The following is a 22,473-nucleotide window of genomic DNA, read 5'->3' as shown; positions in this document are numbered from 1 at the left end:
GCCATGTGCGCCGTGCTGTCCGCCGATCTGCAATGTGATTTGAACCGGGTGAACGTCAAGGCGACCACCACCGAACAGCTTGGGTTTACGGGGCGCAAGGAAGGGATCGCCACCGAAGCCGTCGTCCTACTGGTGAAACAATAATGCTGGAACAACTTGCCTATCTGCACGGGGCGCCCACTGCCCGCGGTATCCTCAAGGCCGAGGCCGCCGACTTCGTGGTCAATGAAGATCTCGGGTTTGAGCCTTGCGGTGAAGGGGAACACATCTTCGTCCGGGTGCGCAAAACCGGCGAGAACACCGCCTGGGTGGCGGGTCTGCTGGCCGATGCGGCCGGGGTCAACCGCAATGCGGTGACCTGGGCGGGCCTGAAAGATCGTCACGCGGTGACCGAGCAGTGGTTTGGTATTCACCTGCCAGGCAAGGCCGAACCGGACTTGTCGGTTATCGAGAGCGACAGCATCCAGATCCTGCAAGCCAGGCGTCACAACCGCAAATTGCGGGTTGGCTACCTCAAGGGCAACCACTTCACCCTGCGTCTCACCGGTCTGGAACAGGCCGACGGGCTGGAAGCGCGCCTGCAGGCCATCGCCACTCAGGGCGTACCCAATTACTATGGTGAACAGCGTTTTGGCCGCGATGGCAACAACCTGGAAGCTGCCAAGGCGATGTTTGCCGGCAAGCGGATCAAGGATCGCAACAAGCGCTCCCTCTACCTCTCTGCCGCCCGCAGCATGCTGTTCAACGCCATTGTCAGCGCCCGTATCGAGCAGGGGCTGGCTCATCAGCTGCTGGCCGGTGATTGCGTGATGCTCAAGGGCAGCCACTCCATCTTCAGCGAAGAGAGCGTGACCCCCGAGCTGGAAGCGCGTCTCGCCTCCGGCGACGTGCAGCTCACCGCGCCCCAGTGGGGCCGTGGCCGCTTGGCCAGTCAGGGCGCCGCTGCCGAGTTCGAACAGGGCGTGCTGGCTCCTTACAGCGATTGGTGTGACGGGCTGGAGAAAGCCGGGCTGGATCAGGACAGGCGCCCGCTGCTGCTCAAGCCGGAGCAGATGAGCTGGCAGCTGGACGGCGAGGCGCTGACCCTCTCCTTCTTCCTGCCGGCGGGCGCGTTTGCCACCAGCGTGGTGCGCGAGTTAATGCAGGCCGAAGAGGCCGATCACGGTTTCAGGAATCAGACCGATGCGAATTCTGGTCAGTAATGATGATGGTGTGCATGCCGAGGGCATTCGTGCCCTCAGCGAGGCGCTGCGCGCCTGCGGCGAGGTCATTGTGGTGGCGCCGGATCGCAACCGCAGCGGCGCGAGTCACTCCCTGACGCTGGAAGTACCGCTGCGGGTTACCCGCATTGCAGAAAACGGCTTTAATGGGTGCGAGAGCTATGCGGTGAAGGGGACGCCGACCGACTGCGTGCATCTGGCGGTCAACGAACTGGTGCGCCCTGAACCCGACATGGTGGTGGCCGGCATCAACCACGGTGCCAACCTGGGGGATGATGTCATCTATTCGGGCACAGTCGCCGCGGCCACCGAGGGGCGCCATCTTGGCTACCCCTCCATCGCCATCTCGCTGGTGGGCAAGACCCACTTCGCCACGGCGGCCCACTATGCGGCCCTGCTGGTGAAGGGGCTGATGAAACACCCCCTGCCTGCCGATCAGATCCTCAACGTCAACGTGCCGGACTTGCCCCTCGAGCAGATCAAGGGGATCAAGACCACCCGCCTTGGCAATCGCCACCGGGCGGAGTCGGTGATCTGCACCGAGGATCCCCGTGGCCAGCCCATCTACTGGATCGGCCCCCCCGGTAGCCAGCAGGATGCCGGTGACGGTACCGATTTTGCCGCCATCGAGCAGGGCTATGTCTCGATTACCCCCCTGACCATCGATATGACTGCCTATGACAGTCTCGCCGGTCTGGGGGCCTGGTTAGATCTGCAGGGATGAGGGTGGTGTGATAGTACAGCGCCTGTTAAATCAGCTCATTGCGCAGGATATTCGCGATTTTCGCGTGCTGGCGACCATCGCGAAAGTGCCGCGCCAGCTGTTCGTGGACGAGGCCATGGCGCACAAGGCGTGGGACAACACCGCCCTGCCCATTGGCCACGGCCAGACCATTTCGCAGCCCTATATGGTGGCGCGAATGACCGAGTTGCTGATGCAAAACAATCCGGCCCATGTGCTGGAGATTGGCACTGGCTCGGGCTACCAGACGGCGATCCTCGCCCATCTGGTGGAGCATGTGTATACCGTGGAGCGGATCAAGTCGCTGCAGTTCCAGGCCAGACGCCGACTGCGCCAGCTCGATCTGCACAATGTCTCGGCCAAGCACGGCAACGGCTGGCTGGGGTGGCCCAACAAGGGGCCTTATGACGCCATTCTGGTGACGGCCGCGGCGAGCGAGATCCCGACGGCGCTCACCGATCAGCTGGCCGAAGGGGGCCGACTGGTGTTGCCCGTGGGTGACAGCCAGCAAACCCTGCAACTGATCGAACGATCCGGATCCCAGCTGACCAGCCGTATTCTTGAGCCGGTACGTTTTGTTCCCCTGATTGACGGAGATGTTGAGTGAAGTTGTTTTCCCGTTTGTACGTACTGGTGATGCAGTGGGCTCGCCACAAGCATGCCCCCTGGTATCTCTCCATCACCGCTTTCATCGAGTCGGTGTTCTGGCCGATCCCGGTGGACGTGATGCTGGCACCGATGGCGCTTGCCAAGCCCCACAAGGCGTGGCACTACGCCACGCAGGCTACCGTCTTCTCTGTGCTGGGCGCCCTGTTTGGCTATGCCCTTGGCTATGCCCTGTGGGATCCGGTCGTGCTGCCACTGGTGGAGTCTGTGGGCTATCAGGACAAGATCGAGATCGCTCGCAACTGGTTTGAGCAGTGGGGGATCTGGGTCATTTTCATTGCCAGCTTCACCCCTATCCCCTACAAGGTGTTTACCGTGACGGCAGGGTTGTTGCAAATGGCTCTGCTGCCCTTCATCATCACCTCCCTCATCGGTCGTGGCATGCGCTTTTTCCTGGTTGCGGGCCTGATGCGTTGGGGTGGCGAGAAGATGGAACGCAAACTGATGCACTACGTAGATGTGCTCGGTTGGCTCTGTATTGGTCTGGCCGTGGTGGCCTATTTCTGGTTTAGTCGTTAAGGATCCATTATGCGTTCGCGTATTTGGCAAGGAAGCAGTGTCGTGGTGTTGTCATGGCTGCTGCTTGCCTGCTCCTCCAGTAAAAATGCAGCTCCGGTGGATGGGGTCGGTGATGATCAGTTCGTCTCGACCATTCCGGCTCGCCAGAGTGGTGCCCAGGTCAGCGCCCCTATTCAGGGCGGCAGCTATGTGGTGAAGAAGGGGGATACTCTCTACTCCATCGCTTTTAACTCCGGTAATGATGTGCCCTCACTGGCCAGCCTCAACAATATCAGCCCGCCCTACAACATCTATCCGGGGCAGCGGCTGCGCCTCGATGGCTCCAGTGCCAGTGTTGGCAGCAGCCGCAGTACGGGGACCTATCAGGTACGTCGCGGCGATACCCTGAGCAGCATCGGTCGCCAGTTTGGCATGAGTGCGCAGGCGCTGGCCCAGAGCAATAACCTGAGCGCCCCTTATGCGCTGCAACCGGGTCAGGTGCTCAATGTACAGTCCGGTGGCAACACAACCCAGATGGTGGCAGTGACTCGTCCGACAACCGTGACGCCGGTGGCCGTGAGCCGTCCGAGCAGCGACCCGCGTCCGTTGGCCGAGCCTAACGGATCTGGTCAGACCACGCCGTTCATCTCTCAGAAATCCGTTGCTCCGGCAGCACCGAAGGAATACGCTCAGGTCAAAGAACAAAAAACAAACAACTCCCAGTCGAGACTTGCTTGGCACTGGCCCGCAAAAGGTCGGATTGTCGAGGGGTTCTCTGTTGCAGAACAGGGTAACAAGGGGATCGACATAGCCGGCCAGAAGGGGCAACCCGTCTACGCCGCCAGCAGCGGTAAAGTGGTATACGCTGGCAGTGCTTTAAGGGGGTATGGCAAGCTGATTATCCTCAAGCATGATGATGACTATCTCTCCGCCTACGCACACAACGACGAGTTGCGGGTGAAGGAAGGGGACAGCGTCAAGGGGGGCTCGGTCATTGCCAACATGGGTAGCACGGACGCGCCGGATGTGCGATTGCATTTCGAGATCCGGTACAGAGGCAAGTCGATCAATCCGATGAGCTATTTGCCAAAGCGTTAACCCCAGAGAGACCGTCTTACTCTGGTAACGTCAGGGAGACACACCATGAGCCAAGAACAACTGGTAATGCAGGATGCAGAGTTAGAGTTTGACGCTGAACCCGAATCTCACGAGGTAGAAGAGTTGCAGGAGGTAGCCGCCGAGGCGGACGAGACTATCTCCGATGAGTTGCTGGCACCTGAGCTGAACAAGGTGATGGATGCCACGCAACTCTATCTGGGGGAGATAGGTTTCTCCCCGCTGCTCACTGCCGAAGAGGAAGTCTACTACGCCCGTCGTGCCTTGCGAGGTGACAAAGCCGCCCGCAAGCGCATGATCGAGTCCAACCTGCGACTGGTGGTGAAAATCGCCCGTCGTTACAATAACCGCGGCCTGGTGCTGCTGGATCTTATCGAAGAGGGCAACCTCGGTCTTATCCGTGCGGTCGAGAAGTTCGACCCAGAGCGCGGTTTCCGTTTCTCCACCTACGCCACCTGGTGGATCCGCCAGACCATCGAGCGGGCCATCATGAACCAGACCCGTACCATCCGTCTGCCCATTCATGTGGTCAAAGAGTTAAACGTTTACCTGCGCACTGCGCGCGAACTCTCTCACCGCCTCGATCATGAACCGACCGCCGAGGATATCGCCTTCGCGCTCGATCGTTCGGTGGATGATGTGAACCGCATGCTCAAGCTCAACGAGAAGATCACCTCGGTGGACACCCCCATCGGCGGCGATCGCGACAAGGCGCTGCTGGATGTGCTCTCCGACGAGCGCGGCATGGGGCCTGAGCTGGAGTCACAGGAAGATGATATGCGCAGCAGCATTGTCCACTGGCTGGAGGAGCTCAATCCCAAGCAGCGGGAAGTGCTGGCACGCCGGTTTGGTCTGCTGGGTTATGAGCCCGCTACCCTCGAGGATGTGGGGGCCGAGATTGGCCTGACCCGCGAGCGGGTACGCCAGATCCAGGTGGAGGGGCTGCGCCGTCTGCGGGAGATCCTGCTGAGCCAGGGGCTCTCCATCGAGGCGCTATTTCGTACCAATTAAGCATCCGCACCAACGGAATGCGGCATCAGCCAGATAGCACGAGGGGAGCAACAGCTCCCCTCGTTTTTTATTGCCTGTCGTCTGGCGATGGCTTCGTGGTTATACCAGCTCAGCCAGCATGGTGTCGGCGTAGGGCACCAGCGCTTCTCCCTTCTTCACCTTGGTGAGGTAGTCCGGGTTGGCGATAAGCGGACGGCCGATGGCCACCAGATCGAAGCGGTTAGCCTCGATGGCCGCAGCGGCGCGCTCGGCGTCGTAGTTGCCCACCCCGACCAGATTGCCCTTGTAGTGGGCGCGCAGATAGTCGGAGGCGCGGCCACCCAGATAATCGAAGGTGAGGTTGTCATCGAAGATGCCGAGGTGGATATAAGCCAGCGGGCGATCGTTGAGCTTGCCCAGCAGGTAGTCGAACACGGCGCGATCTTCCGGGCTGCCCGCCAGATGGACATAGGCACCCGGGGAGAGGCGAATGCCAACCCGATCACCGCCGATGCGGGCGCTGATGGCATCGACCACTTCCAGCGCGAAGCGGCTCATCTTTTCCGGGCTGCCACCGTAGTTGTCGATGCGCAGGTTGGTGGAGTGGTGCAGGAACTGGTCGATCAGGTAGCCGTTGGCACCGTGGATCTCCACCCCGTCAAAGCCCGCCTCGATGGCGTTGGCAGCAGCTTGGGCGTAATCCAGCACCAGCTGGGCGATTTCCGCCTCGGTCAGGGTACGCGGCACCTGATAGGTTAGCTCGCGCATGCGGGGCACAGTGCCCTCGTGCGCCACGGCAGAGGGGGCCAGCACTTCAGCCTGATGGAAGAAGGGGTGGGAGAGGCGACCGACGTGCCACAGCTGGGCGAAGATCTTGCCGCCTTTGGCGTGCACGGCGCTGGTGACTTTCTTCCAGCCATCGATCTGCGCCTGGGTGAAGAGGCCCGGGGTATTGGGGTAGCCCTGCGCGTCGGGGCGGATGATGACGGCCTCTGAAACAATCAGGCCGATGTCGGCGCGGCGGCCGTAATAGGCTGCCATCTGCTCGGTCGGCACCAGACCTGGGCCTGCCATGCAGCGGGTGAGCGGGGCCATCATGAAACGGTTGGCCAGGGTCAGAGTGTCATTGAGTCGATACGGCTGAAACAGGGTATTCATGATAGGTTGTCCTGAACGGGTTATTCTTGAACGTGCATTCAAGACGTTTTTTGCGTCGGGCGCAAGCATTTTTTTGAATGCGCGTTCAAGAAGGTTGGCCCGAGCGGGCGGCTGGGGTAAACTTGCCGCCCTTTCCAGCCACTCTTTATCGGCGGGCTCTGTTGCCCCTTGCCGGTGAACCATTTCCCACGGGAGGAACCATGCGCATAGCCGAGTTTAATCGGGACGAGGTACTGCGAAATGCCATGGAAGCGTTTCGCGCCAAGGGATATGCCAAGACCACCATGCAGGAGCTGGTGGCTGCCACCGGCCTGCACCCGGGCAGCATTTACGGCGCCTTTGGCAACAAGCGCGGACTGCTGCTGGCGGCGGTGGATCACTATGTTGAGGGTAAACGCACCCTGCGCCGCTCTCTGCTCGACAATCCGAGCCCGCTGGCGGGTCTTGCTGCCTATCTCGATCAGGTGGTGACCGAGGCGCTCTGCGGCTCCTGTCTGGTGACCCGCACCATGATGGAGTTGAGCGAGCAGGATGAGGAGCTGACCCAGCGGGTCAAGGGGATCTATGGCGAGCTGGAGCAGGATCTGGCCGAGTTGCTGACACAGGCGCAGGCCAAGGGTGAACTGGCCCCGGATAGCAATATCCACACCCTCACCGCCCTGCTGCTGATCAACCTGCAAGGGCTGGTCACCTTCGCCCAGTGCCGCCCCGATCGCCCCCTGCTCGACGACGTAGTCGCCCAGCTGATGCGGGCCCTGCGGGTGTAAGTTAGGTTTCCCCTTCTCCGTTTTTGCTTTTTGAATTGAGGGGAAGGGGTCAATCGGATTGACGTAATGAGAACAGGATAAAATCCAGCACGGAGTTGAGCCTGCCCAGTACATCGTTATTCCACACTCGGATCACCCGAAATCCCTGCTGATTGAGATAGGTTGTCCGAGCCTCATCATGCATCTGGTTCGCTAGTGTTCCATGTTGCGAACCATCCACTTCGATAACCAATCCCTGTTTAAGGCAAATGAAATCCACCACATAGGGGCCGATGGGCATTTGGCGGCGAAATTTCAGCCCCGCCAGACGGCGATTGCGCAACTGTTGCCACAGTTTCTGCTCTGCCTGTGTGGCATCTCGTCTCAGTCGCTTGGCAACACGGTTGCTCTCCATTAATTGCTCCCACTCTGTATCGCCTTATAGATATAGCCAGCTGCCCATCCGTTTACCGGTTGGGTATTGCGTCCCCTCACCCTAGCCCTCTCCCAATGGGAGAGGGCTAGGTCGAGTTGTGGTTGGGATTTGGTTGATCAGCACTGTGTCTATTGCCTTATTCGAGCTGGGGAAGCTGGATTGGGTGATAGCAGATGGCGATAACTTTTCGAATGTATTGGGAATCGCCTAGCTGGCAGACTGGCAGACTGGCTGAATGGTTGTCAGCGATGCTGCAAGTGGTAGCGTAACTGCTCCCTTCTCCCCTTGCGGGAGAAGGGTTGGGGATGAGGGGAAAGAAGCCCCCTCACCCTAACCCTCTCCCGGAGGGAGAGGGAATTGATCGCGGTTCGGTTTGGGCATCGTGGTCGGTCAACAAGCTCCTTCATCAAATCCTTGAGCCACATCTGCGCCGGTTATTGTGTATGCGCCGATGGGGTATGCCAGACGCCGCGGTCTTACCTCGGCCCCACCAGCTCCTTCATCAAATCCTTCAGCCATACCAGCGCGGGTTGCTGGGCATGCACGGGGTGCCAGACGCAATTGAGGTGATAATCCGGCACGTCTGCGGGCAGCGGCAGGCTTTTCAGCGGCCAGTGGGTGGCGAGCAGCTCGGCTACCATGCTGGGCAGCACCAAGAGGTGATCGCTCTGACTGACGATGGCGGCGGCGGACATATAACTCTGGCTGTTGACCGAGATGGTGCGGCTAAAGCCCTGACTCTTCAGATAGCGGTCGAGGCTTGCCTCCGAGGTACCCAGCGGCGAGTGGAACACATGGGGCATGGCGATAAGCTGCTGCAGGGTGATGCGCTCCTGCCACTGGGAGGGGTCATCCTCGGCCCCGGCGGGGGCCGATTTGGCAATCGGCAGATCGGCGCGTACCAGCCCGGCCAGCGGCTCGGTGAGCCAGGTCTCTTTACCCAGATACCCCGGCACCTGCATGTACTCGTCAAAGCCCAGCACCAGATCGATCTCGCCGCTTGCCAGCTCGGCTTCGGGCAGGGTGTCGCGCAGGATGCGGATCTCGATGGTGACCCCCGGCGCCAGCCGTCTGAGCCGCTGAATAAGCGGCGGGATCAGCACGCACTCCACGTAATCTGTGGTGCAGAGCACGAAGCGCCGCTTCGACTGGCTCGGCTCGAACTCCTCCTCCTCGGTGAGCTGCTGCTCCAGCAGCCGCAGCGCCTGCTGTACCCCGAGGTGCAGCCGCTGGGCGCGCGGGGTCGGCAGCATCCCCTGCGGGGTGCGCACCAAAAGCGGGTCGCCGAGAAAGGTGCGCAGCCGGTTAAGCGAATGGCTCATGGCGGGCTGGCTGATAAAGAGCGCCTCGGCGGCGCGGGTGACGCTGCCCTGCGTCATCAGGGCGTCAAACGCGAGCAGCAGATTGAGGTCGAGCTGGTGCAGTTTCATGGGGGGATTATTCGCCGTGTTTATGGGACAATCCATCCTATTCATTTGATGGATGGGGGCGCAACGTCTTAATCTGCGACCCACTCTTATTTTTCCGGGTTCCCGCGCCGCATCGGGCGTAAACGGGGGCCTCAATCCATGCAAGGAGCCTTGCGATGAGCATTAAGACCATTAACTCCACGCCGGCCGCCGACGGCTTCACCATGCCCGCCGAGTGGGCACACCAGCAGGCCGTCTGGATGATCTGGCCGTTTCGCCCGGACAACTGGCGCGTAGCCGGTCGCTTCGCGCAAGAGACCTTCGCCAAGGTGGCCGATGCCATCGGTGGCGCCACCCCGGTCTTTATGGGGGTGCCAGCCCAGTTTATGGAGCAGGCCCGCGCCATCATGCCCGCTCACGTCACCCTGGTCGAGATGAACAGCGATGACTGCTGGGCTCGCGATACCGGCCCGACCATCGTCACCAACGCTGCCGGCGAGTGCCGTGGGGTGGATTGGGGCTTCAACGCCTGGGGCGGTCACAAGGGCGGTCTCTACTACCCGTGGAATCAGGATGAAGAGGTCGCTGCCCAGATGCTGGCCCAGCACGGCATGGCTCGCTACGACGCGCCGCTGATTCTGGAAGGGGGCTCCATCCACGTCGATGGCGAAGGTACCTGCCTGACCACCGCCGAGTGCCTGCTCAACGAAAACCGCAACCCGCACCTGACCAAAGAGCAGATCGAAGCCTACCTGCGCGACTATCTGGGGGTCACCAGCTTTATCTGGCTGGACGAAGGCGTCTACATGGATGAAACCGACGGCCACATCGACAACATGTGCTGCTTCGTGCGTCCGGGTGAAGTGGCCCTGCACTGGACTGACGATCAGAACGATCCCCAGTTCGCCCGCTCCGTGGCCGCCCTCAAGGTGCTGGAAGCGGCGGTCGATGCCAAGGGGCGCAAGCTGAAAGTGTGGAAGCTGCCCCAGCCGGGCCCGCTGTTCTGCACTGAAGAGGAGTCTGCCGGCGTCGAGAGCGGCACCGGTGTGCCGCGCGAGGCAGAAGGCCGTCTGGCCGGTTCCTATGTGAACTTCCTCATCACCAACGATCGCATCGTCTATCCGCTGCTGGATGCCGCCACCGATGGCGAAGCACAGCGCATTCTGGAAGAGATCTTCCCGGATCACACCGTGGTCGGCGTACCGGCCCGCGAGATCCTGCTGGGCGGTGGCAATATTCACTGCATTACCCAGCAGATCCCCTCCGGCAAATAAGAACCGGTTCCGGTGAGTATTAAAAACCCCACGCCGTGGGGTTTTATCTCTTGATGGTGTGATGGTCGCCGGCGCTGATGCGGCGATCATCATGACAAACAGTCACCCTTTTACAGGAGATCCCCATGATCGAAGTGACCGAGGTTTCCATTGCCGAGCTGCGTGCCGCGCTCGAATCAGGCCGCACCACAGCGGTCGAACTGGTCAAGGCCTATCTGGCCCGTATCGAGGCCTACAACGGCCCCGAGACTGCCACCAAACTCAACGCCGTGGTGGTCGCCAATCCCGATGCGCTGAAAGAAGCCGAAGCTTCCGATGCCCGCCGCGCCCGTGGCGAGACCCTGAGCCCGCTCGACGGCATCCCCTACACCGCCAAAGACAGCTATCTGGTCAAGGGGCTGACTGCCGCCTCCGGCAGCCCGGCTTTCAAGGATCTGGTGGCCCAGCGCGATGCCTTTACCGTTGAGCGCCTGCGCGCCGCCGGTGCCATCTGCCTTGGCAAAACCAATATGCCGCCGATGGCCAATGGCGGTATGCAGCGCGGCGTCTATGGCCGTGCCGAGAGCCCCTACAACGCCGACTACCTGACCGCGCCGTTTGCTTCCGGCTCCTCCAACGGCGCCGGTACTGCCACCGCCGCCAGCTTCTCCGCCTTCGGCCTTGCCGAAGAGACCTGGTCGAGCGGCCGTGGCCCTGCCTCCAACAATGGTCTGTGTGCCTACACCCCGTCCCGTGGCGTCATCTCGGTGCGCGGCAACTGGCCGCTGACTCCGACCATGGATGTGGTGGTGCCCTATGCCCGCACCATGAACGACCTCTTGGAAGTGCTGGATGTGGTAGTGGCTGACGATGCCGACACCCGTGGCGATCTGTGGCGCATGCAGCCCTGGGTGCAGCTGCCCAAGGCTTCCGAGGTGCGTCCGGCCTCCTATCTGGAGCTGGCAGCCAAAGCCGATGCCCTCAAGGGCAAGCGCCTCGGCGTGCCGCGCATGTTTATCAACAAGGATGAACTGGCTGGCACCAGCGAAAACCCCGGTATCGGCGGCCCGACCGGTCAGCGCATCCATACCCGCGACTCCGTGATTGCGCTGTGGGAGCAGGCCCGTCAGGCGCTGGAAGCCGCTGGCGCTGAAGTTATTGAAGTGGACTTCCCGCTGGTCTCCAACTGCGAAGGGGACCGACCCGGCGCGCCGACCGTGTTCAATCGAGGCATCGTGAGCCCGGAGTTTCTCAACGACGAGCTGTGGGAACTCTCCGGCTGGGCGTTCGACGACTTCCTGCGCGCCAACGGCGATCCCAAGTTGAACAAGCTTGAGGATGTCGACGGGCCGAAGATCTTCCCCCACGATCCGGGCACCCTGCCGAATCGCGAGGGCGATCTGGCGGCTGGCATGGACGAGTACGTCAATATGGCCAAGCGCGGCCTGAAATCCTGGGACGAGATCGCCACAGTGCCGGACGGCCTGCGTGGTCTGGAGAAGACCCGTAAGCTGGATCTGGAAGACTGGATGGACGGGCTCAAGCTCGACGCCGTGCTGTTCCCCACCGTCGCCGACGTCGCCCCGGCTGATGCGGATGTGAATCCGGCATCTGCCGATATCGCCTGGAGCAACGGCATCTGGGTTGCCAACGGCAACCTCGCCATTCGCCATCTCGGCGTGCCGACCGTTACCGTCCCCATGGGGGTGATGGCCGATATCGGTATGCCGGTGGGGCTGACCTTCGCCGGTCGCGCTTATGACGACAACAACCTGCTGCGCTTCGCCTCGGCCTTCGAGTCTACCGGCAGCAAGCGTATGGTGCCACCGCGCACCCCGCCGTTGGGATGAGTGGTGTTGGGATTAATATCCCGTGCTAATTAGGTGATAAAATAAAAACCACCTGCGAAATGCAGGTGGTTTTTTTGTTTGCGGTGCTTTGCCTTGCCTAACAGCGCTACGCTAGCAAGAGATGTCGGTCATTTTTTATAATGAAATTATGTAACGACAGATTATTCATTATTTATAAATTCCCCAAACACCTCTATGCCTGATTGCGCTGTAATTGGAAATGTATTCCCCCACTCGCCATAATCGTCATAGGTTTGTTTTATTAATTTTTCATTATTAGGTAGTCTTACCATTTCATAATATTTAATTTCTGGTTTTCTACCATCCAACATTCTAATTATTGCATGCCTTACTTCATAAGGGCATCGGAGGCCGAAAGTTATTTCCTCTAACATTAGAGGAGAGTCATGAAGGCCGATACTACTTATCAGTCGGTATTCTTTCTCATATTTCCATGCGCTGCTTTTCTTTAAGAGGATTTCATTTTCAATGATTGTTTTTTCATCTCTATTGTTTTTAACGAATGCGTTGTAAAGTGATGATGTTTTTATCACCCCATGTTTACCATATATAACTGGCTTGATATCAGGGATAGGCTTTCTATCCTTGCTATATCCGATGCAGATGCCTTTATGTTCATCACCATAGTGACTCCACATCAGCATATTTTTCCCATCTTTAGAAAAGCAGGAAACACCTCTACTGTAATGTTCGCTTAACTCTGAGAGTATATTTGAAGTTAATATTCCAGTCTCAGCATCTTCAGGTGTACAGGTATATTCTGGATCGGTTGAGTTGTAACTCATTCTATTTAAGTCATCTATTACTATAGATTTGGCCATTTCTTCTAGTAAGGGCTTTATTTTTTCTTTAACGTCTTTGCCTCTAATGTTTTTTCTGCATTTTTGAGTGCTCTAGGAAATTTTAGCCACGCATATATTTTTCTTAGTTGTTCAATTGATGAGTCATTCTCAATAGAGAACATTTTGCAGTCAAGTGGGTCATTAAAGGTTGCGGGTGAAGCATAAAATATTTTATCCCAACAAAGAGATTCTATTAGATTAGTATTCATTGCCCTGTATTTGTAGAAAATTTCTTTCTTCATTACCGTGCCTGCACGTTTTAGTGAGTGATTCCATACATCATAATATAATTTCCTATTTGTTTTCTAATCTATTGTCGGGATAGATTGAGCATTGTTTAGGGCTGTAGGTTCGAATAGCGAAGCGTATTCGGACGATCGCGAACAGGTCGTGGCCGATAAGCAGGTGATATTCAGAGTTTCCTGTTGGCCTTGCCATGACTCGATGCGCGGCGGTATGCGGACGATTACGCTGCGCTAATCGTCCCTACATAATGGGACGTATTGTTACCCCCCCCTCATTCCCAGCCCTTCTCCCCTTGTCTGTGATCAAGAGTGGGAGAAGGGGGCAAATATGCTCCGCTGGCTGTGTGTTGGCTCTGTGGTGCGGGTGAATATGTGTGGCTTGGAATTGGCACGGGCCATCCCCTCTCCCTCGGGAGAGGGCTAGGGTGAGGGGCTGCTATCTGTGTTGTAGGTTCGAATGGCGAAGCGTATTCGGACGATCGCGAACAGGAGGTCGCCGCTGATTTTTCCGGACTTTCCCCTGACTTCCCCCAGACTTCACCTTCTCTTCACACAGCCTCATTTTCCCCTCACAAATCCCCCGTATCTTCTGCCCACTGCTTAAAAGGCCCGGCTTGCCACAGGGGTGGCGAGGGGGCGGTTGGTTCGAGGGAGCAAGATGATGAAAGGTTGGATGAAGTGCGGCTTGGCCGGGGCCGTGGTGCTGATGGCGAGTTTCTGGGGTGGCAGCGTGCGGGCGGCGGGGATCTCCCTCAAGCAGGTGAGCGGCCCTGTCTATGTGGTGGAGGATAACTACTACGTCAAAGAGAACTCCATGGTCTATTTCGGGGCCAAGGGGGTGACGGTAGTGGGGGCGACCTGGACGCCGGATACTGCCCGCGAGCTGCACAAGCTCATTAAACGGGTCAGCAGCAAGCCAGTGCTGGAGGTGATCAACACCAATTACCACACCGATCGGGCGGGCGGTAACGCCTACTGGAAGTCCATCGGGGCCAAGGTGGTGGCGACGCGCCAGACCCGGGATCTGATGAAGAGCGACTGGCCCGAGATTGTTGCCTTTACCCGCAAGGGGCTGCCGGAGTACCCGGATCTGCCGCTGGTGCTGCCCAACGTGGTGCACGATGGCGACTTCAAGCTGCAAGATGGCAAGGTGCGCGCCTTCTACGCGGGCCCGGCCCATACGCCGGACGGCATCTTTGTCTACTTCCCCGACGAGCAGGTGCTCTATGGCAACTGCATCCTCAAGGAGAAGCTGGGCAACCTGAGCTTTGCCAATGTGAAGGAGTATCCGCAGACTATCGAGCGACTCAAGGCGATGAAGCTGCCAATCAAGACGGTGATTGGCGGGCACGACTCGCCGCTGCACGGCCCCGAGCTGATTGATCACTATGAAGAGCTGATCAAGGCGGTGCCGCAGTCATAACGGCACACCACAAAACGCCCGCTTTCAGGAAATAAGCGGGGGTTTTGCATTGGCGGCTTTTTTGGGGGCGGTGAGTGCGCCGAGATTAAGGCTGTTCAAGGGGGGTGGGCTTTCATAAGATGGCCCTCTCTCTTTTCCCTGAAAGTTATCCATTTTCGTTATGCAATACGCCTCTCTCGCCCGCCTCAAGCAGGCCTTTATCACCGGGATGTGGGCCTCGCTGGTCAGCATCGTTATCGGCTTCGCCTTCAAGGTGTGGTTGGCGCAGTGGGTTGCCAAGGGGGAGCTGGCGTTGTTCAACAGCGTGGTGGATTTGATCTCCCTCTCCTTTATCCTGATGACAGGTTTTCGCTCCTCCATGGTGGTGAGCTACTCCCAGACCAAAAACGATCGGGACATCATCAATATCTTCCGCTACTTCCTCATCGGCATCGTGCTGCTCACCTGGGGGGCGGTGATCCCCTATATCAAGCACGGGCTCCATATCCGGGTGGAGTATCTGCAGCTGGTGGGGGTCATCTTCGGGCTGGGGCTCAAGGTCTACTTCACCAATCTGGTGGCTATGTACCGGATGTATGCACTCTCCAACCGGGTCACCTGGCTGGAGCCGCTGGCCAACGGCCTTTTGTTTATGGCCTGCTACTTTGGGCTCGGGATGGATGCGCTCCCTTCGCTCTTCTACGGGCTGACCTTCTCGTCGCTCGCCATCGCCGGTTATATGTATGTTTCGCGTCGTCGGGCCATCGCCACCAAGCCGCTCGCCAAGGTGGCGCTCGGCCCCGAGATGGTGAGCTATGTGAAGAAGAGCTTTACCGCATCCCTGGAGGCGGGGGCCAGCATCCTGATGATCTACATCACTGTGCTGCTCACCATCCGCCACTTCAGCATCGACGAGCTGGGGGATTTTCAGGTGGTGGTGCGCCCCATCTTCACCTATATGACCACCCTGTTTGTCTTCCCCATCTACCGCTTTGTGCTGCCTGAGCTGGCGGTCAATCTGCGCAATGGCGATCACCGCCAGATAAGGCTTATTCGCCGCTGGATCTTTCGTCTCTCCGCCATCGTCAGCCTGATCTTCTTTGGCTTGATGCTGCTGGCGGGCAAGCCGCTGGTGCTGTTGTTCTTCCCTGCCGACTACGTGGGGGCGGTGCCGGTGCTGTTCCACTTCTCCATCTTCTTTATCTTTATGATGCTCAACGGCTATCAGCTCGCCTATATCAAGGCTCACGGTCACTTTACCCAGAGTTTGTTGATCCGGTTGGCGGGCATAGTGGCGCTGGTCGCCGCCTACTATCTGGTGGCCGAATTCACTGCCAATGTGGTGGCGATTATCGTGGCGCTGGGGCTCGGTTATATGGTGATGTTTATTCTCTCGACCCTGGCGGAGCGGCAAATTTTGCGATCCCTGCCACTGGTGCTGGCGACCCGCTAGGGGGTCACTCGCCAAGAGCTGGCCCCTGTCAGATAAAAAAAAACGCCCGTGCGGGCGTTTTTTATTGGCGGCGCAGGGCAGGCTTAACGCTTGCCCTTGCCACTCTTGTTGCCAGCGAGCGCCTGCTTTCTGGCGCGCTGCTTCTGAGCCGCCTTGCTGTTGCGACGCGGCTCGGGTTCGAAGCGGGTGAGATCCGGCTCAAAACCGGGAAACCACTGCTGGGGCAAGCGGGTGTCGAGCACCGCTTCCACCTTCTCCAGCAGCGGCGCATCTTCCGGGCTGAACAGGGTAATGGCGAGCCCCTTGTTGCCGGCGCGGCCGGTGCGACCGATACGGTGGACGTAATCCTCCGCCACAAACGGGAACTCGAGGTTAATCACGTAGTTGAGATCGCTGATATCGAGGCCGCGAGCCGCCACGTCGGTGGCAACCAGCGCTTGTAGGGTGCCGGCGCGAAACTCCAGCAGCACTTTTTCACGCGCGCTTTGCGACAGATCGCCGTGGAAGGCCAGCGCATTAATGCTCGCCTTGCCGAGCTGCTGGGCCAGCTTGTCAGCACCTTGGCGGGTGCGGCTGAAGATAAGCGCCGGTGCCCACCCTTTCACTTTCAGCATGTGTTCGACCAGCGCCAGCTTGCGATCGCTGTCCACGGTATAAACCCGCTGCTCCACCTCGGCCGCCGTGGTGTTGCGCGGCGCTACTTCAATCAGCTCGGGGTCGCGCAGCAGCACCTTGCAGAGGGCAAACAGGGTGTCGTCGCAGGTGGCGGAGAAGAGCAGGGTCTGGCGATCCGCCGGGATCTGTTTGAGCAGCGCCTTGATCTCGTCCATAAAGCCCATGTCGAGCATGCGATCCGCCTCGTCAAACACCAGATGGCGCAGGCTATCAAGGCTCAATGCCCCCTGACGCAGATGGTCGAGCAGACGGCCCGGGGTGGCGATCAAGATATCCACCCCGGCTTGAAGCGCCTCCACCTGCGCCGCAATACTCACCCCGCCGTAGACCAGCGTGCTGGTGAGACCTGTCCCCTGGCCGTAGCGCGCCACGCTCTCGGCGACCTGCACCGCCAGCTCGCGGGTCGGCACCAGCACCAGCGCGCGGATCGGGCGGGGCTCTGCTTGTGGCTGTTGTAGCAACTGCTCCAGCAGCGGCAGCACAAAGGCGGCGGTCTTGCCGGTGCCGGTCTGGGCGCCTGCCATCAGATCCCGCCCCGCCAGAATGACCGGGATGGCGCGAGTCTGAATGGGGGTGGGGGCGGCATAGCCCAGTTCGCTCAGGGTCTGCTGCAGACGGGGGGAGAGGGCCAGTTCGGCAAAGGAGGCTGTGGACATAGGGGCACCAGTCGGGGTTATCGCGGCCTGCGGCCACGATGCAATGAGTGATCGTGGCCGCGATGGTAACAGAAGCAGGGGGCGCGGCAGAAGGCGATGATGAGCAAGGGTGCATAGCTCCCGGTTTTGCATGCCGCGCATGGCGGTGGCGCAGGGCCTCGTCGCCGCGCTTCTGTTTTACCGCGAGTCTGCAGTGCAAGGGGCATCAGCCATGACACTACTCCACGATCAGCACGCTCTCGCTGGCCAGATGGTGCAGCCACTCCCTGACGATCAGCAGCACGGCGGCAAAGTGCTCGTCACGGGGTAGCTGGTTGGCGGCGAGGGGATCCCCTTCCGCCATCGCGGCCAGCTGGCCAAAGGCCTGCTCTATCTGCTCCCGCTCCAGCGGATTGTCGCCCAGCACGTCGGTGAGCGAGGGCTCCGCACGGAGTGTGAGAGGCAGGCCCGCAGGAATGGCCGGAGCAAGGCGCATGAGTTCGTCTTCCACCACCATGATGGCCCGCTCCAGTTCAAGCGGGGTGGGTGGTGAGTGGCGAAATGGCCCGGGCTGAATAGCATCGCAGCCGAAGGCGAGAAGATATTCGAGGGTAGTGCCATCGGGCTGGCCGAGCCAGACCCGGCTGCTGGTTTTGCCTATTTCAAGCACTAGTATGCTCTGCTGCGGGATTCGCTGGATCATCGCGAAGGCTCCTTTGCACCTGTGGGTCTGCCTCCCTATCTTGCGCTCGGCACGGAGGATTTGACGAGCCATTTGTGGGGCAGGGTGGATTACCCCTTGCAATTATTGTTATTGATGGCAGTCTAGATGGCTAAATGCTGTGGCATTTGTCATTTCCGTTCCGCTTCAGGAGTTTAGATATGGATATTCGCACCGCACCCCGCGCCATCGCGCTCGCCCTCATGCTGGCAAGCGGCATCGCCGCCGCCAACGAAGCGCTGGTGATCCAGACCGATTTCGGCCTCAAAGATGGCGCCGTGTCGGCCATGAAGGGGGTCGCCTTCGGGGTGGATCGCACCCTGCCGCTCTATGACCTGACCCACGAGATCCCGGCTTACAACATCTGGGAAGCCTCCTACCGCCTCTACCAGACCCTGCAGTATTGGCCCAAGGGCACCGTATTTGTCAGCGTGGTGGATCCCGGTGTCGGCACCGAGCGCAAGTCTGTGGTGCTCAAGACCAGGAGCGGTCACTACATCGTGACTCCGGACAACGGCACCCTGACCCTGGTGGCCGAGCACTTCGGCATCGAGGCGGTGCGCCAGATCGACGAGAAACTCAACCGCCTCAAGGGTTCCGAGAAGTCCTACACCTTCCATGGCCGCGATGTGTACGCCTATACCGGCGCACGGCTCGCCTCCGGCGCCATCAGTTATGAGCAGGTGGGCCCGCTGCTGCCTGCCGAAGTGGTTAAGATCCCCTATCAGCCTGCAGTAGCCGAGAAAGATGGCACCCTCAAGGGCACCATCCCGATCCTCGATGTGCAGTACGGCAATGTCTGGACCAATATCGACGATGCCCTGCTGACCAAGGCGGGGATCAACAAGGGGGATTACGCCTGCATCAAGATCCGTGAAGGGGATGTGGTCAAATATGACGGCAAGGCCCCTTACGTCAGCAGCTTCGGTGATGTGCCGGAAGGTCAGCCGCTGGTCTACCTCAACAGTCTGCTGCAGGTGTCGGTGGCGCTGAACATGGACAGCTTCGCTGCCAAGCATCAGGTGCAATCCGGCGCCAACTGGCATATCAGCCTGAAGAAGTGCTCCTGACCAGCACATATATAAGTAGAGATAGAAACAACAACGGGCGCCTCGGCGCCCGTTTTGTTCTCTGGTAATAAAGAAAGGGATCAGAACTCGTTGGAGAGCGCCTTGTACCCTTTGACCAGATCGATATTGGTATGGGCCACGTCCTCGGAGAACTCGGCGGCATCCACCGAAACCCGCGGGATATGGGTCAGATCGCTCTGCTGGTTGATGCGGGTGGTGGAGGGGACGTAGAACTCCGGCGGCAGATCGCAGCCATCGATCACCGAGTTGTGACGCACCACGGCACCATCGCCGATATGGCAGTTGAACAGCACGCTGTTGAAGCCGATAAAGACCCGGTTCCCCACTTCGCACGGCCCGTGGACGATGGAGCGGTGGGCGATGGAGGTGTACTCGCCGATAGTGACGGCGGCACCGGATTTGGAGTGGATCACCACGCCATCCTGAATATTGGAGTTGGCGCCGATGACGATGGGTTCCATCTCGCCGTTGGCATCCACTTCGTCGGCGCGGATCACCGCATAGGGGCCGACAAAGACATTCTCTTTGATGATCACCTTGCCGCAGATGATGGCGGTCTTGTCGATATAGGCGGATTCGTCGATGACAGGCAGATGGCCGGAGGGATTCTTGCGGATCATGTTACATCCTGTGGTTGCCAAGAGGGATTATCTGGTGGTGGACGAGGAGCCTACCGGTCGGTCAGCTTACCCCTGCTCGCCCTCTGGTGAAACCCCTGACTGGTCTGACCCTTGTCGTGCGGCGTTTCGGCATGGCTGTTTCCCGCCGCCAGAATATGGGAGCATGGCTGTCATCCAGAGTCGCGTAAGGTGGACATATAAAGATGAAGAAGATGATTGCCCTGTTGGCGGGTGGTTTGTTGCTTTCCTCGGCCGTGCAGGCCAAAGGGGAGGCGGGGGAGTTTGACTATTACGCCATGGCGCTCTCCTGGTCGCCCGAGCATTGTTCCGTCAAACCGGCGGATCGGGACCAGTGTTCCCGCAAGCTGGGCTTTGTGCTGCACGGTCTTTGGCCTCAGTACGAGCGCGGTTATCCCAGCAACTGCACCCGCGAACGGCTCAATCCCGATATGGAGAGCGAGTTTGCCGACCTCTACCCCAGCCGTTTTCTCTATCGCCATGAGTGGGAGAAGCACGGCACCTGCTCCGGCTTGAGCCAGCAGGCCTTCCATCAGCTGGCTAGCGATCTGCGCCAGAAGGTGAAGATCCCGGCGGCCTATCAATCCCCGGAAGAGCCGCTGCGCAAAACCAGCTTCCAGCTCAAGGCCGATCTGGCGAGCGCCAACGAGTGGCTGGCCCCCGACAACATCACGGTGGCCTGCGCCGATGGTGGCCGCTTCCTGCGGGAGATCTACATCTGCGTCAATAAAGAGGGGACAGATGCGGTCACCTGCTCCGCCGAGATGCAAAAGCGCGAGCGCCGCTCCTGCGGTCAGCCGGATTTCCTGCTGCGCAGCGTGCGTTAAGCCTTCACTCTCTTCATCAGGCCCCTTGCAGGCCTGATGTGTAACCACGGTTATCAGAAAGGAGTCTGACAGATGGATGGCAACAACCGGTTTGGCCCGACAGAGCGGGCAATGCTGCTTGGGGTGAAAGGGGTGGGGCCGATCGTTATCGGGCGGCTCGAACAGCTTGGCTACCATACTCTGGCCGGATTGGTCGAGGCCGACACAACCCATATCGTCCAGCGGGTGGCCAGCATGCTGGGCTCGACCTGTTGGCAGAACAGCCCGCAGGCGCGCAGTGCCATCGACGGTGCCATCGCACTGGCCCGCGCACATCTAGCGGCGGATGCGACAAACGGGGTGAATGGATGAGCCTCTTTACCGAACTGGGGATGCGTTATCCCATTATTCAGGCGCCGATGGCCGGTGTGCAGGGAAGCGATCTGGCGCTGGCCGTGACCCGTGCGGGCGGCTTGGGCTCCTTGCCTGCCGCCATGCTCACATCAGCGGAGCTGCGCAACGAACTGGAGCGTCTTGCCCAAAGTGGTCTTGGGCCATTTAACATCAACTTCTTCTGCCATCGGCAACGGGAACCGGATCCCGTTGCTCTGGCCCGCTGGCAGCAGCGCCTTGCTCCCTACTATGCCGAGTTCGGCATACTTCCCCCAGCCGTTACGACAGCGCCAAGTCGTGCGCCATTCAATGGGGAACATGCCGCCATGTTGGCCGAGTTCAGACCGGCTGTGGTCAGCTTCCACTTCGGCTTGCCCGCACCCGAGCTGCTTGCCCGGGTGAAAGCTGCGGGGGCCAAGGTATTTGCCAGTGCCACCACGGTGGCGGAGGCTATTTGGCTTGCTCAGCACGGTGCCGACGCCATCATCGCCCAGGGATTGGAGGCGGGTGGTCATCGCGGTCATTTCCTCTCTGAGGATCTTGCCTTGCAGCAGAGCACCTTGACCCTGCTGGCGCAAATCCTCGCGGTGACCGATCTGCCGGTGATCGCCGCTGGCGGTATCGTCGATGGCAAGGGGATCGCCAACGCGCTGACGCTGGGGGCGAGTGCCGTGCAGATGGGGACCTCCTTTCTCTGCTGCCATGAAGCGACCACCTCGGTGCTGCATCGAGCCACCCTTCACTCACCCCAAGGCCAGCAGACGGCACTGACCAATCTGTTCAGTGGCCGCCCGGCGCGGGGGATCGTCAACCGTCTTATGAAAGAGCTGGGCCCGCTCTCGGATCTTGCCCCTCACTTCCCCTATGCCAGTGGCGCACTGGCACCACTGCGCGTCGCCGCCGAGAAGGCGGGGGACAGTGGCTTCTCTCCGCTCTGGGCTGGGCAGGATGTATCGGGCTGCCGGGATCTTCCCGCTGGCGAGCTGATGGCGTGCTGGGTCAAAGAGGCTGGATTGGGATAAGCGCTTCTATATATGCCTCATAGGCCTTCTTATATAGAAGATGTCGAGGGCGCTGCGCGTTAGACGCGACAGTGCGGCAATGGTGGATGAGTGCCAGGCCAGTACCCTTGTAAGGCATTTATCCGGTGTAAAACGTCCTCACTTCACCCTTGGTTGTGGGTAAGTCTGTATAAAGGCTGTGTGTTGATATGAATAACCAAGAAATTGCACTTTTTTGCAATTTTATTGCGGTAAAGCCTTGCCAATGTGAGCTGGATCTCTATAATGCGCCACATCGACAGGGCAAGCGGCAACGCAGAAAGCCAAGTCGATAACCTCGAAAGCCTTCGAAAATAAGGCTTGACTCGAGAAGGCGGTTGAGTAGAATCCCACTCCCGCAGCAACACACTGTTGCGTCGCTCTTTAACAATTTGAATCAAGCAATCTGTGTGGGCACTCACAGCAT

At 59.4% G+C, this 22,473-nt stretch carries 25 protein-coding genes; 16 read left to right on the top strand and 9 right to left on the bottom strand.

The window, feature by feature from the left end:
• The 7 genes from G5253_RS19505 to rpoS all read left to right on the top strand — a co-directional run.
• Nucleotides 1–144, top strand: a 144-nt coding sequence (locus G5253_RS19505; RefSeq protein ID WP_421204073.1) for a 2-C-methyl-D-erythritol 2,4-cyclodiphosphate synthase, incomplete at its 5' end; no start/stop codon positions are given.
• A complete protein-coding gene (truD, locus tag G5253_RS19500; RefSeq protein ID WP_005354508.1) occupies nt 144–1,202 on the top strand; it encodes a tRNA pseudouridine(13) synthase TruD in 1,059 nt (352 codons plus the stop codon). The genes G5253_RS19505 and truD, both read left to right, overlap by 1 nt.
• A complete protein-coding gene (gene surE / locus G5253_RS19495; RefSeq protein ID WP_040068372.1) occupies nt 1,183–1,944 on the top strand; it encodes a 5'/3'-nucleotidase SurE in 762 nt (253 codons plus the stop codon). Before truD ends, surE begins: the two co-directional genes overlap by 20 nt.
• 7 nt (nt 1,945–1,951) lie before the next feature.
• Nucleotides 1,952–2,569 carry a protein-L-isoaspartate(D-aspartate) O-methyltransferase gene (locus G5253_RS19490; protein WP_005335507.1) on the top strand — a complete coding sequence of 206 codons (618 nt, stop codon included), beginning with the start codon at nt 1,952–1,954 and terminating at the stop codon, nt 2,567–2,569.
• Nucleotides 2,566–3,147 (top strand): YqaA family protein, encoded by a 582-nt coding sequence (locus G5253_RS19485; RefSeq protein WP_421204071.1) that lies wholly within the window; start codon nt 2,566–2,568, stop codon nt 3,145–3,147. The genes G5253_RS19490 and G5253_RS19485 overlap by 4 nt, the downstream gene beginning before the upstream one ends.
• 9 nt (nt 3,148–3,156) lie before the next feature.
• Nucleotides 3,157–4,224 (top strand): LysM peptidoglycan-binding domain-containing protein, encoded by a 1,068-nt coding sequence (locus G5253_RS19480; RefSeq protein ID WP_266135277.1) that lies wholly within the window; start codon nt 3,157–3,159, stop codon nt 4,222–4,224.
• Nucleotides 4,225–4,269: 45 nt separating this feature from the next.
• Nucleotides 4,270–5,253 (top strand): RNA polymerase sigma factor RpoS, encoded by a 984-nt coding sequence (gene rpoS, locus G5253_RS19475; protein WP_005335504.1) that lies wholly within the window; start codon nt 4,270–4,272, stop codon nt 5,251–5,253.
• A 99-nt stretch (nt 5,254–5,352) separates the two neighbouring features.
• Here the strand turns inward: rpoS and G5253_RS19470 are convergent, their stop codons facing one another.
• The gene (locus G5253_RS19470) at nt 5,353–6,390 is read right to left on the bottom strand and encodes an alkene reductase (RefSeq protein WP_266135278.1); all 1,038 of its coding nucleotides are present in this window, start codon (nt 6,388–6,390) and stop codon (nt 5,353–5,355) included.
• A 200-nt stretch (nt 6,391–6,590) separates the two neighbouring features.
• On the opposite strand from G5253_RS19470, the gene G5253_RS19465 reads away from it, so the two are divergent.
• Complete coding sequence (locus G5253_RS19465) at nt 6,591–7,157, top strand: TetR/AcrR family transcriptional regulator (protein WP_266135279.1); 567 nt, start codon at nt 6,591–6,593, stop codon at nt 7,155–7,157.
• A 49-nt stretch (nt 7,158–7,206) separates the two neighbouring features.
• Here the strand turns inward: G5253_RS19465 and G5253_RS19460 are convergent, their stop codons facing one another.
• Together G5253_RS19460 and G5253_RS19455 are read right to left on the bottom strand one after the other, a co-directional pair.
• The gene (locus tag G5253_RS19460) at nt 7,207–7,551 is read right to left on the bottom strand and encodes an endonuclease domain-containing protein (protein WP_266135280.1); all 345 of its coding nucleotides are present in this window, start codon (nt 7,549–7,551) and stop codon (nt 7,207–7,209) included.
• Between the two features lie 497 nt (nt 7,552–8,048).
• Complete coding sequence (locus G5253_RS19455; RefSeq protein WP_069528920.1) at nt 8,049–9,002, bottom strand: LysR family transcriptional regulator; 954 nt, start codon at nt 9,000–9,002, stop codon at nt 8,049–8,051.
• Nucleotides 9,003–9,157: 155 nt separating this feature from the next.
• Between G5253_RS19455 and aguA the strand changes: the two genes are divergently transcribed.
• Complete coding sequence (aguA, locus tag G5253_RS19450) at nt 9,158–10,255, top strand: agmatine deiminase (protein WP_266135281.1); 1,098 nt, start codon at nt 9,158–9,160, stop codon at nt 10,253–10,255.
• Nucleotides 10,256–10,380: 125 nt separating this feature from the next.
• Entirely contained in the window at nt 10,381–12,084 is a 1,704-nt protein-coding gene (locus G5253_RS19445) for an amidase (RefSeq protein WP_266135282.1), read from the top strand.
• 161 nt (nt 12,085–12,245) lie between these two features.
• Here the strand turns inward: G5253_RS19445 and G5253_RS19440 are convergent, their stop codons facing one another.
• A complete protein-coding gene (locus G5253_RS19440; RefSeq protein ID WP_266135283.1) occupies nt 12,246–12,926 on the bottom strand; it encodes a DUF2971 domain-containing protein in 681 nt (226 codons plus the stop codon).
• 17 nt (nt 12,927–12,943) lie between these two features.
• The gene (locus tag G5253_RS19435) at nt 12,944–13,189 is read right to left on the bottom strand and encodes a hypothetical protein (RefSeq protein WP_266135284.1); all 246 of its coding nucleotides are present in this window, start codon (nt 13,187–13,189) and stop codon (nt 12,944–12,946) included.
• A gap of 661 nt (nt 13,190–13,850) precedes the next feature.
• On the opposite strand from G5253_RS19435, the gene G5253_RS19430 reads away from it, so the two are divergent.
• Together G5253_RS19430 and G5253_RS19425 are read left to right on the top strand one after the other, a co-directional pair.
• The gene (locus G5253_RS19430; protein ID WP_266135285.1) at nt 13,851–14,615 is read left to right on the top strand and encodes a CphA family subclass B2 metallo-beta-lactamase; all 765 of its coding nucleotides are present in this window, start codon (nt 13,851–13,853) and stop codon (nt 14,613–14,615) included.
• Between the two features lie 160 nt (nt 14,616–14,775).
• The gene (locus G5253_RS19425) at nt 14,776–16,047 is read left to right on the top strand and encodes a hypothetical protein (RefSeq protein WP_266135286.1); all 1,272 of its coding nucleotides are present in this window, start codon (nt 14,776–14,778) and stop codon (nt 16,045–16,047) included.
• Between the two features lie 83 nt (nt 16,048–16,130).
• Here the strand turns inward: G5253_RS19425 and G5253_RS19420 are convergent, their stop codons facing one another.
• Nucleotides 16,131–17,378, bottom strand: coding sequence for a DEAD/DEAH box helicase (locus G5253_RS19420; protein ID WP_266135287.1), 1,248 nt, complete (start codon nt 17,376–17,378; stop codon nt 16,131–16,133).
• A 217-nt stretch (nt 17,379–17,595) separates the two neighbouring features.
• Entirely contained in the window at nt 17,596–18,060 is a 465-nt protein-coding gene (locus G5253_RS19415; RefSeq protein ID WP_266135288.1) for a hypothetical protein, read from the bottom strand.
• Between the two features lie 179 nt (nt 18,061–18,239).
• Here G5253_RS19415 and G5253_RS19410 point away from each other — a divergent pair, with 179 nt between their 5' ends.
• Entirely contained in the window at nt 18,240–19,148 is a 909-nt protein-coding gene (locus tag G5253_RS19410; protein WP_202005943.1) for an SAM hydrolase/SAM-dependent halogenase family protein, read from the top strand.
• Between the two features lie 80 nt (nt 19,149–19,228).
• Here the strand turns inward: G5253_RS19410 and G5253_RS19405 are convergent, their stop codons facing one another.
• Nucleotides 19,229–19,789: a carbonate dehydratase gene (locus G5253_RS19405; protein WP_005343397.1), complete on the bottom strand. Its 561-nt coding sequence runs from the start codon at nt 19,787–19,789 to the stop codon at nt 19,229–19,231.
• 203 nt (nt 19,790–19,992) lie between these two features.
• Here G5253_RS19405 and G5253_RS19400 point away from each other — a divergent pair, with 203 nt between their 5' ends.
• The 3 genes from G5253_RS19400 (at nt 19,993) to G5253_RS19390 (ending at nt 22,028) form a co-directional block, all read left to right on the top strand.
• Nucleotides 19,993–20,634 carry a ribonuclease T2 family protein gene (locus tag G5253_RS19400; protein ID WP_236323008.1) on the top strand — a complete coding sequence of 214 codons (642 nt, stop codon included), beginning with the start codon at nt 19,993–19,995 and terminating at the stop codon, nt 20,632–20,634.
• Between the two features lie 72 nt (nt 20,635–20,706).
• Nucleotides 20,707–20,985 (top strand): helix-hairpin-helix domain-containing protein, encoded by a 279-nt coding sequence (locus G5253_RS19395; RefSeq protein ID WP_266135289.1) that lies wholly within the window; start codon nt 20,707–20,709, stop codon nt 20,983–20,985.
• Nucleotides 20,982–22,028 carry an NAD(P)H-dependent flavin oxidoreductase gene (locus tag G5253_RS19390; RefSeq protein ID WP_421204067.1) on the top strand — a complete coding sequence of 349 codons (1,047 nt, stop codon included), beginning with the start codon at nt 20,982–20,984 and terminating at the stop codon, nt 22,026–22,028. Before G5253_RS19395 ends, G5253_RS19390 begins: the two co-directional genes overlap by 4 nt.
• A gap of 143 nt (nt 22,029–22,171) precedes the next feature.
• On the opposite strand, the gene G5253_RS19385 is transcribed toward G5253_RS19390, so the two are convergent.
• A partial coding sequence (locus G5253_RS19385) for a hypothetical protein (RefSeq protein ID WP_421204065.1) occupies nt 22,172–22,473 on the bottom strand: 302 nt, incomplete at its 5' end.

This window comes from Aeromonas sp. 602658 (assembly GCF_049173005.1).
GTDB lineage: Bacteria > Pseudomonadota > Gammaproteobacteria > Enterobacterales > Aeromonadaceae > Aeromonas > Aeromonas veronii_A.
Note: the sequence above shows the minus strand (reverse complement) of the source record. Positions and strands in the feature narration are given on the sequence as shown.

What these genes read in the sequence shown, in the direction of transcription:
- aguA (WP_266135281.1), top strand. Translation starts at nt 9,158, where the DNA reads ATGAGCATTAAGACCATTAACTCCACGCCGGCCGCCGACGGCTTCACC.
- rpoS (WP_005335504.1), top strand. Translation starts at nt 4,270, where the DNA reads ATGAGCCAAGAACAACTGGTAATGCAGGATGCAGAGTTAGAGTTTGAC.
- G5253_RS19390 (WP_421204067.1), top strand. Translation starts at nt 20,982, where the DNA reads ATGAGCCTCTTTACCGAACTGGGGATGCGTTATCCCATTATTCAGGCG.
- G5253_RS19440 (WP_266135283.1), bottom strand. Translation starts at nt 12,926, where the DNA reads ATGGCCAAATCTATAGTAATAGATGACTTAAATAGAATGAGTTACAAC.
- G5253_RS19435 (WP_266135284.1), bottom strand. Translation starts at nt 13,189, where the DNA reads ATGAAGAAAGAAATTTTCTACAAATACAGGGCAATGAATACTAATCTA.
- G5253_RS19425 (WP_266135286.1), top strand. Translation starts at nt 14,776, where the DNA reads ATGCAATACGCCTCTCTCGCCCGCCTCAAGCAGGCCTTTATCACCGGG.
- G5253_RS19430 (WP_266135285.1), top strand. Translation starts at nt 13,851, where the DNA reads ATGATGAAAGGTTGGATGAAGTGCGGCTTGGCCGGGGCCGTGGTGCTG.
- G5253_RS19410 (WP_202005943.1), top strand. Translation starts at nt 18,240, where the DNA reads ATGGATATTCGCACCGCACCCCGCGCCATCGCGCTCGCCCTCATGCTG.
- truD (WP_005354508.1), top strand. Translation starts at nt 144, where the DNA reads ATGCTGGAACAACTTGCCTATCTGCACGGGGCGCCCACTGCCCGCGGT.
- G5253_RS19415 (WP_266135288.1), bottom strand. Translation starts at nt 18,060, where the DNA reads ATGATCCAGCGAATCCCGCAGCAGAGCATACTAGTGCTTGAAATAGGC.
- G5253_RS19470 (WP_266135278.1), bottom strand. Translation starts at nt 6,390, where the DNA reads ATGAATACCCTGTTTCAGCCGTATCGACTCAATGACACTCTGACCCTG.
- G5253_RS19445 (WP_266135282.1), top strand. Translation starts at nt 10,381, where the DNA reads ATGATCGAAGTGACCGAGGTTTCCATTGCCGAGCTGCGTGCCGCGCTC.
- G5253_RS19405 (WP_005343397.1), bottom strand. Translation starts at nt 19,789, where the DNA reads ATGATCCGCAAGAATCCCTCCGGCCATCTGCCTGTCATCGACGAATCC.
- G5253_RS19455 (WP_069528920.1), bottom strand. Translation starts at nt 9,002, where the DNA reads ATGAAACTGCACCAGCTCGACCTCAATCTGCTGCTCGCGTTTGACGCC.
- surE (WP_040068372.1), top strand. Translation starts at nt 1,183, where the DNA reads ATGCGAATTCTGGTCAGTAATGATGATGGTGTGCATGCCGAGGGCATT.
- G5253_RS19465 (WP_266135279.1), top strand. Translation starts at nt 6,591, where the DNA reads ATGCGCATAGCCGAGTTTAATCGGGACGAGGTACTGCGAAATGCCATG.
- G5253_RS19420 (WP_266135287.1), bottom strand. Translation starts at nt 17,378, where the DNA reads ATGTCCACAGCCTCCTTTGCCGAACTGGCCCTCTCCCCCCGTCTGCAG.
- G5253_RS19460 (WP_266135280.1), bottom strand. Translation starts at nt 7,551, where the DNA reads ATGGAGAGCAACCGTGTTGCCAAGCGACTGAGACGAGATGCCACACAG.
- G5253_RS19480 (WP_266135277.1), top strand. Translation starts at nt 3,157, where the DNA reads ATGCGTTCGCGTATTTGGCAAGGAAGCAGTGTCGTGGTGTTGTCATGG.
- G5253_RS19400 (WP_236323008.1), top strand. Translation starts at nt 19,993, where the DNA reads ATGAAGAAGATGATTGCCCTGTTGGCGGGTGGTTTGTTGCTTTCCTCG.
- G5253_RS19395 (WP_266135289.1), top strand. Translation starts at nt 20,707, where the DNA reads ATGGATGGCAACAACCGGTTTGGCCCGACAGAGCGGGCAATGCTGCTT.